The organism is Ruegeria sp. D1(2025), from assembly GCF_056536425.1.
Window position 1 is genome coordinate 291,708 of the sequence record NZ_JBQFPO010000004.1, and the last position, 17,937, is coordinate 309,644.

Consider the following 17,937-nt stretch of genomic DNA (forward strand, 5'->3'; position numbering starts at 1 on the left):
CTGTCCGCTACAGGCATTTCAGGAACGGTTGATGCAGCGCTACGAATACAAGGTTGTCCCCGCCCCGCAAAAAGGCACCAAGGCCAAGGGCGTGAAAACGCCCGAGGGGCGGTTTGCCAATTCGGTCGAACAATTGCTGAACGAGATGGGTCAGGACGGCTGGGAATACCAGCGCGCCGAGTTGCTGCCCAGCGAGGAACGCTCGGGCCTGACCGGATCGACGACCCACTGGCGCAATGTGCTGGTGTTCCGCCGCGCGTTCGAGGCTGAGGTCGCCCCGGTTCCCGTCCCGAGCCCGACAGAAACGCCCGAAGGCGTTCCGCTGGCCCACCCGATCCCGGGACCGGATACGGTGAAGGCGCCCGAGCCGGATGCGGTTCAGGCCCCGGGACCTATTTCAGCCGAGGTAGATGAGCCGCCCCTGACCTTGCAACCCGGCGAAAAAGCCGACGAAGATTCCAAGTAACAAGCATCAAGACCAGACGGTTCGAAAGGTGTGGTTTTGATGGCACGGAATTGACCGACAGGACTGAGACGGTCATCCGATTCAGGGTTCCGGTCGTATCTTTAAGAGATATTTTTTTGACACCCAGAAGGACCCCGTGCTGCGATGAAACCCCGCACAGCTTGTCTTTGTCTTTTTGCCGCCATCGCATGCCAGTTCGCGTTGCCCGCCGTCGCACAACAACGGTTAGGCTGGGTCAGCCAGATCGACGGGTTGGCCGCCTATCAGGGCAGCGCCGATATGGATCAGGGCGGCGACTTCAGCGCGACGCGGTCGTTCCTGCGGGCTACGGGGCTGTATTATTTTGACAGCGGTACTTCGCTTGGTGTTTCGGTAAGTTATGGGCAACTGGATTACGATTTCAGCGCAGCGGACAACCAGCCATGGAACGATATCCGCGACATCCGAGTTTCAACCCCGCTTCGGTTTCAGGCCGGGCAAAGGGCCAGCGTGTTCGTATCGCCTCAGTTCAGATGGGACTACCAAAGAGGTGCCGCATCTTCGGATGGGCGCACATATGGTGTTTTTGCGGGCGTCGCATGGCAGATGAGCGAAAGCTTGACCATCGGCCCGGCATTTGGGGCCTTCTCGCAACTGGAAGATAGCGGTGTGGATGTCTTTCCCGCGTTGTTGGTGGATTGGGACATCAATGATCGCTGGAACTTGAACACCGGATCCGGAATCGGAGCTACGCGAGGGCCGGGGCTGACATTGAGCTATGCGGTGAATGAAGATTTCAGCCTCTCGCTTTCGGCACGTTCCGAGAAAATCCGCTTCCGGCTAGACGACAACGGGCTGGCTCCAAGCGGGATTGGTGAAGATCAGAGCATCCCGGTGGTTGCGTCCCTCAGCTATGACCCGAATCCCGGCGTGTCAGTAACCGTCTTTGCAGGGGCCGAGTTCGACGGCCGACTGACGCTGGAGGACGAGAACGGTAACGAAATCAGCCGTCAGAACTATGACACGGCCCCTCTGCTCGGTCTCGCCTTCCGGCTGCGGTTCTAAGCGCAATCAGACACCGATATCCAAAGCCAGCGCATGAATGCGCGGAACCACATCGCCCAGCGCCTTGTGCACGGCACGGTGGCGGGCAACGCGGGATTGGCCTTCGAAGGCTAAGGCGCGGATGCGGACGTTGAAGTGGCTCTCGCCCCCGTCCTGGTATCCGGCATGGCCCCGGTGGCTTTCGCTGTCATCAACCACTTCAAGCTCGCGCGGGTCAAACGCGGCCTGCAGGCGGGATCGGATTTCTTCGGTCACGCTCATTTTTATGCTCATCGGCAAAATTTTTGCCGCCCCCCTCTTCTACTTTCGGCTGCTTAGACTAAACTGCTGCCTCCGAGTCGAAAAGATGTGTTCGTAAGGATCAGAGCATGACGAAATCAGACCCATTCGGATTCGATATGTCCGTTTCCAGCGCCAAGAAAAAGAACCCGCGCGGGCGTCGGGGCATGTCGGGTGCGTCTGAGACCTCGATGCGAATCTGCGATCACGAGGGTTGTGAAGAGGCGGGCAAGTTTCGGGCGCCAAAAGCGCCGGACGTTCTGGATGACTTCTTCTGGTTCTGCCAGCAGCACGTGCGCGAGTATAATCAGAAGTGGAATTTCTTCGACGGCACCACCGAGGCCGAACTGAACGCGCAGCGGTCCAAGGACAAGGTGTGGGAGCGTGAGACCAAACCCATGGGCGACCCCGAGGCGCGCGCCTGGGCCCGGCTGGGCATCGAGGATCCGCACCAGGTGCTGGGTGCCAACGGTACACAGAACAAGGGCCGTACATCAGGTGGCGGCGGGCGTCGCCTGCCCCCGACCGAGCGCCGTGCGATCGAGATTCTGGAAGCCAATGACAGCTGGTCAAAGGCCGAGGTGCGCAAGGCCTACAAGAAGCTGATCAAGGTGCTGCACCCGGATATGAACGGCGGCGACCGCAGTCAGGAAGAGCAGCTGCAGGAGGTTGTCTGGGCCTGGGATCAGATCAAGGACAGCCGGAACTTCAAATAGACCGGCATCCGGTTGGCCCTGCCGCAAACAATGACAGCAGGACCAGAACGGATCTGGCGCGTCAAACAATCATTCCGGAACGTAGCGCGGATAGGTCGATTTGCTTTGCGCGGCAAAGTCCAGATCGATCTCGACCGTGGCAAAGGGATTGTCAGGGTCGGTGGTGGCCAGCACGTTCCCTTCGGGGTCGATCACCCAAGCCAGACCGCCTGCGTCGGGGGCTTCTCCGACAGGGGCCCACAGGTTGGACGACAGGCAATAAGCACCGGAACACACGGCCGAGGCCTGACCGCCGGCCAGCCATTTTTCGACAGAGCCGTGCGGCGTCGCACGCGGGACGCATAACAGGTCGGCACGCGAGGCCGCATAGTGGCGGGCCCATTCAAAGAACCACATCTCGGTACAGATCTGAACGCCGACGCGCATCCCCAGAACACGGGCCAGATCAAAGCTTTTGGGTCCGCGATCATACCAGCTGTGCTCATGATAACCCGGTTCATCCGGCAAATAGTATTTCTCATGCACCGGCGCTGCGCTGTCGGTTTCAGCGGTCCAGACATAGGCCTGATTGCGGCGGCTGCCAGCGGCGTTGACAATCGGGCGGGTTCCCATCGCGCCGCGAACGCCCAGTTTCGAAAGCTGCGAAATTCTGTCGTCATGCGCCGCAACGGAGGCAGCCCAGCGCCCGGCATCAGGCGTTGCGTCATGCGCCAGCCAGTCGTAAAAACACATCTCGGGCAGCAGCAAAAAATCTGTTCCGGCAGCTTGGACATGATCGGCCAGACCCGACAGGTACTGGTCCAGTTGTGATGGGCGCGGGTCGAGTTGGCAAACGGTGACTTTCACGGCTGCGGTCCTTGGACATGGTTGATATTGCGGATCAGCATGACTGCGCTTGCATTGGCGCAAAAGTCAGTGAGTGATATAATTTCGATAGATCTTTAACGATTTGACAGCCAATTTGACGAAAGCGAATGCAAGGCATGGATAATATCGATCGGGAACTGCTGCGGCTTCTGAGTGGGGATGCCCGTCGTTCGGCCGCCGAACTGGCGCGTGAACTGGGCGTGTCGCGGGCTACGATCCAGAACAGGATCGACAAGCTGAAGGCGAACGGCACGATCGCGCGGTTTACGGTGGAACTTGGGGGCTTGGTTGAAAATGCGCTGGTCGATGCACTTGTGCTTTTGAAGCTGGCACCGGGGGACAGCAGACGGATCATCGACCAACTCAGGAGAATTCCCGAAGTTCAGTCGCTTGGTTCCGTGAACGGTGTGTTCGATCTGGTTCTGGAATTGCGCACCTCCTCGCATCAGCGTCTGGATACGGTCCTGATGGATATCCGCCGCATGCCGATGGTGGCCGAAACCAACAGCTGCATCCGCCTTAATCATTTCAAATGAAGCAAGTGCCCGCAGCGAAATATCTGTCCGATGTCGCAGGTGGACAAGCCTAAAGGTCCGATTCGATCGTCTGATCACCGCATGGGCAACGATCACCTGTACGACAATCTTCTGCGCCTTTCGCGCGACGCCTATCGCGGCAATCGTGAATTGACGGCCTTTGCGGCGTTTCCGGATGACATCGAACGGCAGCCGATCACGCCATTACACCGCCCCTGCGGTGACGTTCTGCGCAACGAAACCGGTTTGTCATCCCAACACTATGGCGATCTGCAGGATGCCATCATTGCCGCCGGTCCGGCGGCTGTCTGGCGTGAAACCTACAAGGGCACCAATATCGGGGACCGGTTCCTGCAAAATTTCGGATGCTATTCCATCATCGGCAAAGGCGGGCCGTTCACCTCGCGGCAGTTGTGGCTGTGGGTCGTCCATATGCCAGCCGGGCTGTACTATCCCTGGCACCATCATCCGGGGGAAGAGGCGTATATGGTCGTATCCGGGTCGGCTGTTTTCAAGCGGCAGGGATGCTCCGACGAACCCCTGCGCGAAGGCGACACGGTACTGCATCAAAGCAACCAGCCACACGCAATGGAGACATTGGACGCCCCGGTCCTGTGCCTTGTCGCATGGCGAAACGGGTTTGACACACCGCCTGTTCTGACCTCTGCCGAATGATTGCCGACGACCGCTGCGCTGATCTGCACTTCATTCTGCGCGGTCAACCTCCCGCTTCACCATGGCGCCTTCCGGACCGTTCTCACAGCGCAGTGCCTGCGTCTTTCGGATCTTGGCTTGTCGGACCAGGTCGACCGGATTGGGTCATTTTCCAACTGGTTGTACGGGACCAGTTCGACCCGCGCCCGCACGTGTAGCAGGCACCATGGACCGTTTGATGCCCGCCGCCGAGCTGGGTTCAATGCTTTTATGGTCAGTTTCAAAGAAACATCCGGCCAGCTAAAGGAACGGGCGGCTTTCCCTTGCCCTTGTCCGCAATATGTTGCACCACACACGGGTTCAAACCCGGAGAGCGGGGCAAAGGATAAGGACAAGGCGCATGGCTGACGGATCGATCGATATCAACGCAAAACCAACCGAAGACATCTCGGTCCGTGACGTATTTGGAATTGACAGCAATATGGCGGTCAAGGGGTTCGCCGAGCGCAGCGACCGCGTTCCGGTGATCGACCCGACCTACAAGTTCGACCCCGAAACCACGCTGGCAATCCTGGCGGGTTTTTCGCACAATCGCCGCGTGATGATCCAAGGTTATCACGGCACCGGGAAATCGACCCATATCGAACAGGTCGCCGCGCGTCTGAACTGGCCTGCCGTACGTGTGAACCTGGACAGCCATATCAGCCGGATCGACCTGATCGGCAAGGACGCGATCAAGCTGCGCGACGGCAAACAGGTGACCGAATTCCACGAGGGCATCCTGCCCTGGGCGCTGCGCAACCCCGTCGCCATTGTCTTCGACGAATATGATGCGGGCCGTGCGGACGTGATGTTCGTGATCCAGCGTGTGCTGGAACATGACGGCAAGCTGACCCTGCTGGACCAGAACGAGATCATCACGCCGAACCCGAACTTCCGCCTGTTCGCGACGGCCAACACCGTGGGTCTGGGCGATACCACCGGCCTCTATCACGGCACGCAGCAGATCAACCAGGCGCAGATGGATCGCTGGTCGCTGGTTTCGACCCTGAACTATCTGAGCCATGATGCCGAGACCATGATCGTGCTGTCAAAGGCACCGCACTACAACACCGCCGAGGGCCGCAAGACCGTCAGCCAGATGGTGACCGTTGCCGACCTGACCCGGACGGCCTTCATGAATGGCGATCTGTCCACGGTGATGAGCCCGCGGACCGTGATCAACTGGGCCCAGAACGCTGAGATTTTCCGCAATGTGGGTTACGCTTTCCGCCTGTCGTTCCTGAACAAGTGCGATGAGTTGGAGCGCCAGACCGTGGCCGAGTTCTATCAGCGCTGTTTCGACGAGGAACTGCCCGAGAGCGCGGCGAGTGCGAGCCTGGGGTAAGCACCTGAATTGCGCCCGTTTCGGGCGCAATGCCTCCGGCGGGGATATTTTTGGCCAGATGAAGGCGGATCCGTTAATGTTTTCCAGGCCGGGCTGGTCACTTTGATGAGGGCTTAAGGACATGGCACAGAAGAACGACAACCCCGCCGATCCTTTCAAGAAGGCCTTGGCCGAGGCCACCAAGGTGATGGCCGACGATCCCGAGCTTTCGGTGAGCTATACGGTCGACCCGTCGGGCCTGTCCGGTGAATCGATGCGATTGCCGCAGGTCTCTCGTCGCATGACACGGGAAGAGGTGTTGCTGGCGCGCGGCACGGCGGATGCTTTGGCGCTGCAGCGGCGGTATCATGACGATGCGACCCATGCGCGTTATGCGCCTCCGGGCGATATGGCGCGGGATCTTTATGAGGCGATGGAAGTTGCCCGTTGTGAAGCGATGGGCGCACGGGACATGCCCGGGACTGCCAGCAATATCGATGTCAAGATCAGCCACGAGGCGATCCGGCGCGGATATGACCAGTGCAAACAGCCTGCAGATGCGCCGCTTGCGGTGGCCGCGGGCTATCTGATCCGGCATCTGGCGACCGGGCGGGATCTGCCGCCGGCGGCCGAGAACATCATGAACCTGTGGCGCGGGTTCATCGAAGAACAGGCGGGTGGCGTGCTGGAGAACCTTGAAGAGGTTCTGTCGGACCAGGCGGAATTCGCAAGGTTTGCTCGTCAGATGATCAAGGATCTGGGCTATGGCGACCAGCTGGGCGAGGACCCGGACGAGCTGGACGACGAGCAGGAAGATCAGGCCGAAGACGACGCCGAGGAACAGCCCGACCCCGACAGCACCGGGCAGGACGATCAGGACGAGCAGGACGCCGACGCCACCCCCGAACAGACGCAGGAAGAGCAGCAGGATCAGTCTCAGGCGCAGGTCTCGATGGACGAGATGACCGAGGATGAGATGGGCGAAGAGGCCGAGATGCCCGATGGCGAGGCTCCGCTGGAGCCGCCTGCCCCGCCGCCCGCGTCTGAAGCGGATCCCGACTACAAGGTTTACCTGAGCACCCATGACGAGGAGATCGCCGCCGAGGATCTCGCGGAACCGGCCGAGTTGGAGCGGCTGCGGGCCTATCTGGATCAGCAGCTGGAGCCTTTGAAAGGGGCGGTTTCGCGCCTGGCCAACAAGCTGCAGCGCCGGTTGCAGGCGCAGCAGAACCGGTCCTGGGAGTTTGACCGCGAGGAAGGCATTCTGGACGCGGGCCGTCTGGCGCGGGTGGTGGCGAACCCCACGACGCCGCTAAGCTTCAAGGTCGAGAAGGATACCGAGTTCCGCGACACCGTGGTGACGCTGCTTTTAGACAACTCGGGCTCGATGCGCGGGCGTCCGATCTCAATCGCGGCCATCTGTGCCGATGTTCTGGCGCGGACGCTGGAGCGCTGCAACGTCAAGGTCGAAATTCTGGGCTTTACCACACGGGCATGGAAAGGCGGTCAGGCGCGTGAGGCCTGGCTGAACGATGGACGCCCACAGCAACCCGGCCGTCTGAACGACCTGCGCCACATCATCTACAAAGGTGCGGACGCCCCTTGGCGTCGTGCACGACCTAATTTGGGTCTGATGATGAAAGAAGGCCTATTGAAGGAAAACATCGACGGCGAAGCCCTGGAATGGGCACATCGCCGGATGCTGGCGCGGCGCGAACAGCGCAAAATTCTGATGGTGATCTCTGACGGTGCGCCGGTTGATGATTCAACGCTGAGCGTTAACCCTGCGAATTATCTGGAAAAACACCTGCGTGACGTGATTGCGATGGTGGAAAAACGCAAGATGGTCGAACTGCTGGCGATTGGCATCGGTCACGACGTGACCCGCTATTACGACCGTGCGGTCACGATCACCGATGTCGAGCAACTGGCGGGTGCCATGACCGAGCAGCTGGCGGCTCTGTTCGACAGCGACCCGCGGGCGCGGGCGCGGGTCATGGGAATGAAGCGGGCCAGCTAGATCCGTTGACGTCGCCCTGCCGGGCGGCATAGCATCCTAAGCAACCAGCCCCAGATTGACGATCCGGTAGTCGGAGCAATTCGGGGCTGGGTATTATTGTGCCTGTGGCGAACGGCCTTGTGGTGCAATAACGCGATATCGAAGGGTGGCATCATCTGAAGCTCCTGTTTGTTGCCTCTAATTTGGCAACGGCGCTGCCCTCTCGCTTGAAGACAATCCTGAGAAACCCCCGAGAAACCTTTGGGAATGCCATTGAACCTTGTGGCCCCAATCGAAACGGAGTGTATTCAGCCCATGCGCTATGAGTTTGCAGATTGTATTCTGGACGTTGACCGCCACGTGCTGTTGCGCGGGGGCGAAGCGGTTCCGGTTGAACCTCAGGTCTTTGATCTGCTGGAGTTACTGGTTGAAAGCCCCGGCAAGCTGGTTGCACGCGAAGAGATCATCGAGCGGGTCTGGCATGGTCGGTTTGTCTCGGAATCGACCATAAGCGCCCGCATCGCTGCAGCACGCAAGGCAGTAGGCGATGATGGCAAGACGCAACGGATCATCCGGACAATTGTGCGGCGTGGCCTGCAGATGGCGGCTGAAGTCAGCCGTGATTCACAGCCTGCACAAAACGGCGAACATCGAACCCAGCGGCTAAGATATGCCCGGGGACATGACGGTCAGGCGATTGCCTTTGCCATGTCCGGAGAAGGCCCTCCGGTTCTGAGGGTCGGTTCCATCGTTTATGATCTGGAGGCAGAGGGGCGGCTGGCTTCAGAGCGGACCTACCTTGAAGCGATGGACGCTGAGTTCACGATGTTGCGTTACAACAAAAGCCACCAGTCCCATTGGGGCGACCCCTGCCGGGCCAATTACGAAGGGGTTGCCGAAGACATTCTGGCGGTGACGCAGGCCGCAGGATTTGACCGGTTTGCCATTGTCTCGGAATTCGGCGGCATCTTCTCTGCCCTGCAGTTCGCCACGAAATATCCCGAGCGCGTCAGCAGGCTGGCGATTGTTGGCGGCTGGGCAGAAGGGCGCGATCATCGTGAAGGTGTGGCGGGGCCGGATTCGATCCGCAACCTGATCATCGAAGGCTGGAAAGACCCCGGGAGCGGTTATGCGGTTGGCTCGCTACTGAGCTACTTTCCCGAGGGACCTTTGGAAACCGTGCGCGAAATTGTGAACGAGATGCAGACGCTCTATTCCGTCGAGCAGAAACTGTATCAGCGCGACAGCGGAAACACCGCGTCGGTTCTGCATCTTTTGCCGCAAGTGCAATGCCCGACGTTGGTCCTGCATGGGCGCAACAGCGCCGTCCACCCCTTGTCCGAGGCGCGAAAACTGGCAGCCGGTATTCCCGACGCTTCGCTTGTCATTCTGGAAACCGCCAATCACATTCCTCTGCCCGGAAACGACGTTTACGACCCTTATATCGAGACGCTGAAAGGCTTTCTGGGCGCAACCGAATAGTGTCGTCGCGATGTGCTGGACATTTGCCGCCGCGCGCCCCACTTTTCGCCGCACCAAGACATAAGCAAGAGGCCCCCATGTTCCAGACATTCGAAGTGACCGCCCGCCCGGAACAGGGACCGCCCAGGCTGGCGGCCTTGCGCGGCGAGATGGCTCAGGAAGGGCTGGACGGATTTCTGATTCCCCGCGCGGATGCGCATCAGGGGGAATATGTCGCGCCGCGTGATGAGCGTCTGGCCTGGTTGACCGGGTTCACCGGATCGGCCGGGTTCTGTGCCGCGCTGAAAAACGTGGCGGGTGTATTCATCGACGGGCGCTATCGCACGCAGGTCAAGGCGCAGGTCGCGGATGTGTATTCTCCGGTTCCCTGGCCCGATATCGGGTTGGCCGCCTGGCTGAAAGAACAGCTGCCACAGGGCGGCAAGGTCGGGTTTGACCCCTGGCTGCATGGTGTGGGTCAGATCACGAGCACGCAGAAGGATCTTCAAGGCAGCGGTATCGAACTGGTCCCCTGTCCGAACCTGGTGGACCGAATCTGGGCGGACCAGCCTGCGCCACCGATGAACCCGGTTAGCGCGCACCCGATTGAATTCGCGGGTGAATCCGCCGAAAGCAAGATCAGCCGCCTGGCCGAAGCGCTGCAAAAGGCGGGACATGCGGCTGCGGTGATCACGCTGCCGGACTCGATCATGTGGCTGCTGAACATCCGGGGATCGGATATCGGGTACAACCCGGTGGCGCACGGGTTTGCGATTCTGCATGCCGATGGCGGAGTGGACCTTTTCATGGCCGCCAAAAAGCTGTCCGATGTTGCCGATCATTTGGGGCCGCGGGTGCGCCAGCACGAACCGGATGTGTTTTTGCAGGCCATAAGCGGGCTGGCTGGTTCGGTGCAGGTCGATCCGGCGACACTGCCGCAGATTGTTGCGGACGCTCTGGGCGACAGGATGGCCGAGGGGGGCGACCCCTGCGCCCTGCCCAAAGCCTGCAAGAACGCTGCGGAAATCGCGGGCAGCGCCGAGGCCCATCTGCGCGATGCGGTCGCGGTGATCGAAACGCTGTGCTGGTTGGACGCGCAGCCCCCAGGCAGCCTGACCGAAACGCAGGTCGTCACCCGGCTGGAGGAAAACCGAAGGCGGGACGCGGCACTGCGGGATATCTCGTTCGACACCATTGCGGGCACCGGGCCAAACGGCGCGGTTATGCATTACCGGGTGACCACCGAGACAGACAGCCTGTTGAAGGATGGCCATATTCTGGTTCTGGACAGCGGAGGGCAATATCTGGACGGCACCACGGACATCACCCGAACCGTTGCGATCGGCACCGCCGGTGACGAGGAAAGCGCCTGCTTCACACGCGTGTTGAAAGGCATGATTGCCATGTCCATGCTGCGGTGGCCCGTCGGGCTGTCCGGGCGCGACATCGAATGTGTGGCGCGCGCGCCGCTGTGGTCCGCGGGGCAGGATTTCAACCACGGCGTGGGCCACGGCGTCGGCGCGTATCTGAGTGTGCACGAAGGCCCTCAGCGCCTGTCCAAGGTCAGCCATGTTGCGCTGGAACCCGGTATGATCCTGTCAAATGAGCCGGGGTACTACCGGGAAGGTGCCTTTGGTATCCGGATCGAGAATCTGGTGGTTGTGGACAAAGCCCCCTCGCTGCCCGGTGGTGATACCGAACGGGCGATGCTGAACTGGCGTACGCTGACCTTTGTGCCCATTGACCGCCGGTTGATCGTCGCCGACATGTTGTCCCCGCAGGAACGGGCATGGCTGAACGAGTATCACCGCGAAGTTGCGGAAAAAATCAGGCCAAGGCTGGGCCATGACGCGCAACTGTGGTTGGATGCCGCAACCGCGCCGGTGTGACATCCGGCTGTTACATAGACTGGGCAGAGGAAAGGCCCTGACGCGACAAAATAAGGAGCAGACATGACCGACCACATAACAATCCGCAAGGCGCCCGGAAAATGGAGCGTCCGGTCAGGTGGCGCGATTCTGGGCGAAACCACGGGTGCGCTGGAGTTGCTTGAGGGGAATCTGGATCCGGTGATTTATTTCCCACGCTCCGATATCGCGATGGCCTTTCTGGACCAGACGGATAAAGTCACCCACTGCCCGCACAAAGGCGACGCCACGCATTTCTCGATCGTCAACAAATCCTCGACAACCCAAAACGCCGCGTGGAGCTATGAATACCCGATCCCGGCGGTGGCCGAAATCAAGGGCTATCTGGCGTTCTATCCGCTGGATTCGGTGAAGGTCGAACAGTTGTAGAACCATCCGGTGTTGAGAAGTCAGTCGAAGCCGACGGTTGCACCAAGTGATGGCAGGCCCGATCATCCCTCGGCGGGTTGCACGGCCCGCTGATAGAGATGCCATGTTGTGTGGCCAAGGATCGGCAGGGTGAAGATCAGTCCCAGAAACGCCGGGACAAGCGACAACAGCATAGTGACCGAGATGATCGCCGCCCAGCCAAGCATGACCAACGGATTTTCCGTGACGACGCGAATGGACGTGATCATGGCAGAGACGAAATTGGTTTCCCGGTCAAGCAGCATGGGCATGGCGATGACGGTCACCGAGAACAAGGCAGCCGACAGAAATGCGCCGACGCATGTGCCAACGGCCAGGAAAGTCCAGCCCTGCGGTGTGAAGAACACGGTGTTCAGAAACCCGTCGAAATCCGAGAAAGATGCATTCTGAAGGATGATCGCCAGCCATAGACGGACCTGATAAATCCACACCCAGAAGATGAACAGGGTGACAAAGGCCATCCAGCCCATTTCGCGCTTGCGCTGGTTGGCCATGACGGTGAGGATTTCAGACCAGCCGAAACTCTCGTCGTTCTGCATCCGGCGGGACATCTCATACAGCCCGGCGGCAGCAAATGGCGCGACCAGGGGGAAGCCGACGACCGCTGGAATGATCATCCAGATCTTGCCAAGCCAGACCAGGCTCCAGACAAACAGGATGCCGAAGACTGCATAGAAAAGGCCAAAAAAGCCACTCATGAAGGGGCGGGCCAGAAAATCGGAAAAGCCGGCCTTCAGGGACGCCGTGATATCATCCGCAGTGACCTTGTTGATCCTGGGCATGGCCTGCGGCGGCGGCGTCAGATTGTTCGGTGGCGTGGAACCCGCAGTCTTGGATGTCATGACACTCCTCCCAAAGCAGCTGCACCGTTCTGGTCCGCTTTCAAACAGACCCAACGGAGAAACAGACATCCCTCCTTTGCGGTCAAGTTTGCATCAGGTGGGGCACAAGGGCAAGAAGCGAGTATTGTGGCCAAGTCTTCGCAGGGTCTGCGGAAAATCACCAACTTCGCGTCAAGAGTACGCCGGTTCCCAAGGCCTGCGTTATTCGGGAAGGCTATGCGACCGCCCGGAACCCTGCCTTTGTGTTGCCTTTTGGATAGTCCATGTCGGGTGCCGGCAAGCCCAGCCCCCTGCACAAAGGACCCCAACCGGAGCCAAGCGGCAGGTCGATAAGCCGTTCAGCAGGCACTTCGTTTCGGACACTGGCGATCGTGTCCTCGTAAACAGACAGAACATGCGCCTTGTCCTGGATGTTTCCGCCGAAAACCCCTTCGGTTATCACGCTGGTTCCCAGACCGCCGACATCCGTGCCCGTTAGCAGCGCTGTCTGAATCGTATTGGTGAAACTGTTCCACCAGTCTTCGGCGGGCCGGTGGGTCAGCACCACTTTGGCATCCGGGTAGAAGGCCATCGTTTCGCGCCAGTAGGCGGCTGATGGCCAGTCCACGGCGCTGTTGTATCCTTCAAACAGAGAGGGCCAGTCGGGTGTTGCCCCGTTTGCGAAAGCGATCCAGCGTTCCCGCTGCGTTTCGCTGTCCATGACCTCGTACATGTGGTGCGTCGGTCCGAGCCCAAGGGCTTCAAGCGCCCGCTTGAGGCTTTCCGTTCCTGTCCGTCCAAATCCGGCTCCGATCACTTTCAATGTCATGTTCATCCTCCGGTCTGTTGCAATGCATCCCGTGACGGGTCTGCTTGCCTAAGGATGTCCGGATGTGTCAGATTGAACAATCAGATCAATCCGTTTCATTGCATTGAAATTCTCAATCACACTCAGACAGGGTTCCGATGTCCACAGCGCCAGAAATACTCTCGCTCGATTTCGCGGCGCTTCGTACGCTGAAGCTGGTGTACACGCACCGCTCATTCGCAAAGGCCGCGGCCGAGCTGGGCATGAACCCGTCTTCGGTCAGTTACACGATCGAACGTGTCAGAAAGGCAGCGCAGGATCCCCTGTTCGTCAAACAAGGCGGGGGGATAGCACCCACGCACCATTGTCATCGGCTCATGGACCGGGTGGAGCACATGTTGGAAGAAGCCGAGCAGTTTCGCGACGATGAGGCATTCGATCCGAAGCAGTCCGTGGGAGAGATCCGGATCAACATCACCAGTTACGAAACGTTGCTTGTTTTGCCGCAAGTTGTTCGACGGCTCCGGCGCGAAGCACCGGCGATCCGGCTGATCCTGAACTATAACTACGGCCTTGCCAGCGACTTGTTGCTGAGTGGCAGCGCCGATATCTACCTCGGGCCGCAGAAAGTGTCGGACAGCGGGATTTACGGCGAAGAATACCTGAACCGCGAGCAGCATGTCTGTATGATGGATCCGTCACACCCGCTGGCAAAGAAAGAGGTCCTGGGGCTGGACGACATCAAGGAGATGAATTTCGTCCATTTCGAACCGCGCCCCGGCTGGCAGCAGGCGCCGGTTCGCTATGCCGCCGAACAGGGCATCAGCCTGCCACGTTCGATCGTCAGCAGTGATGCGATATCCTTTGGCGAAATCATCGTGGGCACCGACCTGCTGGCCGCGTTGCCGTCACGGATGGCCAACCGGTTCAGGGACAGGCTTGCTCTGCGGCCTTTCGATTTTGACACGGGCATGGCAGAGCATATGTACTGGACCGCTGCAACCGACCGGTCGAAACTGGCACGTTGGGTCCGGTCTGTGATCAAGGAAGAAGCGAGGAAAGCGCCAACCGGCTAAGCGGCTCCCGTTTCAGAAGACGCAGTGCAACGCGTCGGCTTCGGCCTCGCTACGAATGCTCCTCGGCCGCTGTCGCCGCCAGCGCACGGTTATACGCCTTGAGCGCATCTATGTGATAAAGCGCGCCGACCGGGGTTTCGACACCGTTATCTTCGATCAGAACCACCGGAATGCAGGGGATGTCACCGCGGTCGAAATAGGGCATCGCAGCCTCAAGCGTGGCGCTGGCCTGAATGCAGAAGCCCTGTTCAATCAACTCCTGCGCCTCATCCCTGGTGATCGAGCGCGGATCTCCGAGCGGTCGCATCACGGCGCCAGCGCGCAACATGGCCAGCAGGTAGGCCTGCGGCCCGGCGGCCAGATGCACGTTGCGGCGCTCCAGTTGAGTCAGGAAGAAGGACCGGTCCACCAGGCGCGAAGCCAGCGCGGTGGACATCGAAACCGAGACCATCACCGCAAGGCCGATCTGCCAGTCTCCGGTCAGTTCGAACACGATCAGCGTGGTCGAGATGGGTGCCCCCAGAACTGCGGCGGCCACGGCACCCATTCCGGCAAAAGCATAGAGCGTGTGGGTCCCCGATACGTCCGGCAGCAAGCCGGTGGCGATCAAGCCAAAAGCCAGCCCAGTCAGCGCGCCGATCATCAGGGAGGGCGAGAATACGCCGCCCCCCATGCGCCCGCCCATGGTAATGGCGACCGCAACGGTCTTGAGAACGGCAAACAGGATTGCGGTGGTCAGCAGCAGGTCGCCGGTCAGGGCGCGGATCGTGGTCTCGTACCCGACACCGATGATATGTGGGAACCAGATCGCCATCAGCCCCAGCATCGCCCCCGATACCGCCGGCCGCAGCCAGCGCGGCAGAGACAGGCGGGTCTGAATGTGGTTGCCGATATCCTCGGCAAAGAAGATCGAGCGCATCAGCAGCAGCGAGACGAACCCACAGATCAGCCCGAGGATCAGGAACGCGGGCAACTCCACATAGAATTGCAGCGATCCGGGGGTCTCCAGGACAAACTCGGTGACGTCACCATAGGCCAGACGGTTGATAACTGTCCCCGCGACCGAGGCAATTACGATAGGGGCGAAGGCATGGACCGCGAAATGGCGCAGAACCACTTCGAGCGCAAAAAGCGCACCTGCGATCGGGGCGTTGAAGCTGGCTGAGACGGCGGCGGCCACGGCACAGCCCAGCAGGTCGCGACCGGTGATGCCGTCCGCGTGGATGCGGTTGCTGACCCATGTTGAAATGACGCCCGCCATGTGAACCACCGGCCCTTCACGACCCGTCGAGCCGCCTGAGCTGAGCGTGATGAGCGAGGCGAGGAAAGACGCGATCCCAGCCTTGATCTCGACCCTCCCATCAGTGACGGCAGAACCTTCCATCACGTCCGCCACGGACCGGACACGCCCGTCATCGGTGAAAATGTGCAGGATGATGCCGACAACCAGGCCACCGATGATCGGCGTGATCAGGATCAGGACCCAGGGCAGCTTTTCCACATGGCTGTGCAGCAGAAGGATATCTTCGGTGTTGTAGATATACGCCTGAAGTGCAGCGATGGCCTTGCGGAATCCCAGCGCCATGAAACCCGCTGCGATACCGATGGCCAGGGCGATGAACCAGAACTGAATCTGGCTGGGTCCCCGGCGGAGCATCACCCGCCATGCATCCTTGATCGCGGCCAGTGCCTGATTGAGCTGATTGCGCAGAACGGTGCGGGTCGACTGGGTCATTTGCCCTCGGAGGTCATCGTTCCCTCATTAGTAAGCCACGGGGCGTCCTTATAAAAGTGGGATAGCGACGGTTTGAGAACCGGAAAGCGGCAGATATGTCTCAGGCCTGCAGCAAAGCGCGTGCGGCGGCGCGGGCTTCGTCCGTTATGGTGTCGCCTGCGACCATGCGGGCAATCTCATCCACCCGATCCGGGTCGGCCAGCGGGATGACGGTGGACAGGGTTTGCCCGTCCGCAACCTGTTTCTGCACACGCCAGTGATGCGCGGCCCGCGCGGCCACCTGCGGCGAATGCGTCACGACCAGCACCTGCCCCCCCTGCGCCAGCGCGGCGAGACGGCGGCCAACGGCATCGGCAGTGGCACCGCCGACACCCCGGTCGATTTCATCGAAGATCATTGTGCGGGCGCTGTCATCACCGCTAAGGCAAACCTTGAGCGCCAGCAGGAAGCGGCTGAGTTCACCGCCGGATGCGATCTTGTTCAGCGGTCCCGAGGGCGCGCCGGGATTGGTGGCGACGGTGAAGGCCACCGCATCGGTGCCTTCGGGGCCGGGATCGGCTGGTGTGATTTCGGTTCGAAACACCGCGCGTTCCATTTTCAGCGGTGCAAGTTCAGCCATCACGGCCGCGTCGAGTTGCCCTGCCGCATTCTGACGCGTGGAGCTGAGCTGGGCTGCAGCGGCATCGTAGGCGGCCTGCGCGGCCTCGACAGCGGCACGCCTGTCGGCGAGATCGGCATCTCCGGCGTCCAGCCGGTTCAGACGCTCACGCAGGGTGTCGGCGAAAGCGCCCAGATCGTCAGGCGCGACGTCGTGTTTGCGGGCCAGCGCGCGAATGGCGAACAGGCGTTCCTCGGTCTGTTCCAGTTCTGCCGGGTCGAAATCCAGCGCCTGAAGGCAGGCGTTGACGCCATCCTGCGCTTCGCCCAGTTCAATCATGGCGCGGCCGAGTGCGGCGATGGGCTCTTCAAGCTGGCCGCCGGCATGGTCCGACACACCTTCAAGCCAGCGCACCGCGTCGGCCAAAGCGCCTTCGGCGCCCTCGCCTCCCAACAGGGCAAAGGCACGGGCCACGTCGTCGCGGATCCGTTCGGCCCCCTGCATCATGCGGCGGCGGGCGTCTAATTCGGCATCTTCACCCGGCTGAGGATCAAGCTGATCCAGTTCCGACACGGCGTGGCGCAGAAACTCTTCTTCGGCGCGCATTGCGGCCAGCGTGCCTTCGGTCTCGGTCAGCGCCTTGCGGGCGCGGGACATCTGTGACCAGGCCGCTCGGACGGCGCTAAGCTGGTTCCCTGCCCCGGCATAGTCGTCCAGCAGAACACGATGCCCGCGCGGGTTCAGCAGGCCGCGGTCATCGTGCTGGCCGTGCAGTTCGATCAATGTCTCGGACAGCGCACGCAGCACCTCGCCCGAGCAGCGGCGGTCATTGACCCAGGCGGTTTTGCGGCCCTCGGCCGTGTTGACGCGGCGCAGGATCAGTTCTTCGCCGCCGGGCAGCCCGGCCTCGGCCAGAACGGCATGGGCGGGATGATCGGCGGGCAGTTCAAACTCGGCCAGCACTTCACCCTGCGTAGCCCCCTGCCGCACCAGTTCGGCGCGACCGCGCCAGCCCAGAACAAAGCCCAGCGAATCCAGCAGGATCGACTTGCCCGCACCGGTTTCACCGGTCAGCGCATTGAGACCCGGCTGGAAGGTCAGTTCCAGCCGGTCGATGATCAGCATGTCGCGAATATCAAGGGCGCGTAGCATCGGGTCCTACTGTCCCAACCCTA

General features: G+C 60.7%; 17 protein-coding genes. 11 read left to right on the plus strand and 6 right to left on the minus strand.

Translation table 11 applies throughout. The annotated features are described in order from the left end of the window. The first annotated feature begins 31 nt into the window (after positions 1-31). The gene (locus tag ACR1XU_RS12610; RefSeq protein ID WP_170806585.1) at positions 32-466 is read left to right on the plus strand and encodes a DUF4177 domain-containing protein; all 435 of its coding nucleotides are present in this window, start codon (positions 32-34) and stop codon (positions 464-466) included. A 144-nt stretch (positions 467-610) separates the two neighbouring features. Continuing rightward, positions 611-1,510, plus strand: a complete 900-nt coding sequence (locus ACR1XU_RS12615) for a hypothetical protein (protein WP_480908087.1) — start codon at positions 611-613, stop codon at positions 1,508-1,510. 6 nt (positions 1,511-1,516) lie between these two features. Here ACR1XU_RS12615 and ACR1XU_RS12620 read toward each other — a convergent pair whose 3' ends face one another. After that, positions 1,517-1,771 carry a BolA family protein gene (locus ACR1XU_RS12620; RefSeq protein ID WP_480908085.1) on the minus strand — a complete coding sequence of 85 codons (255 nt, stop codon included), beginning with the start codon at positions 1,769-1,771 and terminating at the stop codon, positions 1,517-1,519. 107 nt (positions 1,772-1,878) lie between these two features. Between ACR1XU_RS12620 and ACR1XU_RS12625 the strand changes: the two genes are divergently transcribed. Continuing rightward, positions 1,879-2,505: a J domain-containing protein gene (locus ACR1XU_RS12625; RefSeq protein ID WP_170615281.1), complete on the plus strand. Its 627-nt coding sequence runs from the start codon at positions 1,879-1,881 to the stop codon at positions 2,503-2,505. Positions 2,506-2,574: 69 nt separating this feature from the next. Here ACR1XU_RS12625 and ACR1XU_RS12630 read toward each other — a convergent pair whose 3' ends face one another. Continuing rightward, positions 2,575-3,351 (minus strand): carbon-nitrogen hydrolase family protein, encoded by a 777-nt coding sequence (locus ACR1XU_RS12630; RefSeq protein WP_480908083.1) that lies wholly within the window; start codon positions 3,349-3,351, stop codon positions 2,575-2,577. Between the two features lie 137 nt (positions 3,352-3,488). On the opposite strand from ACR1XU_RS12630, the gene ACR1XU_RS12635 reads away from it, so the two are divergent. The 7 genes from ACR1XU_RS12635 to ACR1XU_RS12665 all read left to right on the plus strand — a co-directional run bounded on the left by ACR1XU_RS12635 (position 3,489) and on the right by ACR1XU_RS12665 (position 11,685). Beyond that, positions 3,489-3,908 carry an Lrp/AsnC family transcriptional regulator gene (locus ACR1XU_RS12635; RefSeq protein ID WP_480908081.1) on the plus strand — a complete coding sequence of 140 codons (420 nt, stop codon included), beginning with the start codon at positions 3,489-3,491 and terminating at the stop codon, positions 3,906-3,908. A gap of 81 nt (positions 3,909-3,989) precedes the next feature. Next, on the plus strand, positions 3,990-4,583 hold the full coding sequence (locus ACR1XU_RS12640) for a dimethylsulfonioproprionate lyase family protein (RefSeq protein WP_480812213.1): 594 nt from the start codon (positions 3,990-3,992) through the stop codon (positions 4,581-4,583). A 379-nt stretch (positions 4,584-4,962) separates the two neighbouring features. Then, complete coding sequence (gene cobS, locus ACR1XU_RS12645) at positions 4,963-5,949, plus strand: cobaltochelatase subunit CobS (protein ID WP_170615271.1); 987 nt, start codon at positions 4,963-4,965, stop codon at positions 5,947-5,949. Positions 5,950-6,070: 121 nt separating this feature from the next. After that, positions 6,071-7,948, plus strand: a complete 1,878-nt coding sequence (gene cobT, locus ACR1XU_RS12650) for a cobaltochelatase subunit CobT (protein WP_170806589.1) — start codon at positions 6,071-6,073, stop codon at positions 7,946-7,948. Positions 7,949-8,194: 246 nt separating this feature from the next. Continuing rightward, the gene (locus tag ACR1XU_RS12655; RefSeq protein WP_480915613.1) at positions 8,195-9,409 is read left to right on the plus strand and encodes an alpha/beta hydrolase; all 1,215 of its coding nucleotides are present in this window, start codon (positions 8,195-8,197) and stop codon (positions 9,407-9,409) included. A 77-nt stretch (positions 9,410-9,486) separates the two neighbouring features. Continuing rightward, entirely contained in the window at positions 9,487-11,277 is a 1,791-nt protein-coding gene (locus ACR1XU_RS12660; RefSeq protein WP_480908077.1) for an aminopeptidase P family protein, read from the plus strand. Positions 11,278-11,340: 63 nt separating this feature from the next. Next, positions 11,341-11,685 (plus strand): DUF427 domain-containing protein, encoded by a 345-nt coding sequence (locus tag ACR1XU_RS12665; protein WP_480908075.1) that lies wholly within the window; start codon positions 11,341-11,343, stop codon positions 11,683-11,685. Between the two features lie 62 nt (positions 11,686-11,747). Here ACR1XU_RS12665 and ACR1XU_RS12670 read toward each other — a convergent pair whose 3' ends face one another. Then, on the minus strand, positions 11,748-12,566 hold the full coding sequence (locus tag ACR1XU_RS12670; protein WP_480908073.1) for a DUF2189 domain-containing protein: 819 nt from the start codon (positions 12,564-12,566) through the stop codon (positions 11,748-11,750). 214 nt (positions 12,567-12,780) lie between these two features. Then, a complete protein-coding gene (locus tag ACR1XU_RS12675) occupies positions 12,781-13,374 on the minus strand; it encodes a sulfotransferase family protein (protein WP_480908071.1) in 594 nt (197 codons plus the stop codon). 137 nt (positions 13,375-13,511) lie between these two features. Here ACR1XU_RS12675 and ACR1XU_RS12680 point away from each other — a divergent pair, with 137 nt between their 5' ends. Continuing rightward, positions 13,512-14,429: a LysR family transcriptional regulator gene (locus ACR1XU_RS12680; protein ID WP_480908069.1), complete on the plus strand. Its 918-nt coding sequence runs from the start codon at positions 13,512-13,514 to the stop codon at positions 14,427-14,429. A gap of 49 nt (positions 14,430-14,478) precedes the next feature. Here the strand turns inward: ACR1XU_RS12680 and ACR1XU_RS12685 are convergent, their stop codons facing one another. Together ACR1XU_RS12685 and recN are read right to left on the minus strand one after the other, a co-directional pair. Continuing rightward, a complete protein-coding gene (locus ACR1XU_RS12685) occupies positions 14,479-16,164 on the minus strand; it encodes a chloride channel protein (RefSeq protein ID WP_170615256.1) in 1,686 nt (561 codons plus the stop codon). 100 nt (positions 16,165-16,264) lie between these two features. Beyond that, on the minus strand, positions 16,265-17,914 hold the full coding sequence (gene recN, locus ACR1XU_RS12690; RefSeq protein WP_480908067.1) for a DNA repair protein RecN: 1,650 nt from the start codon (positions 17,912-17,914) through the stop codon (positions 16,265-16,267). Positions 17,915-17,937: the final 23 nt, after the last annotated feature.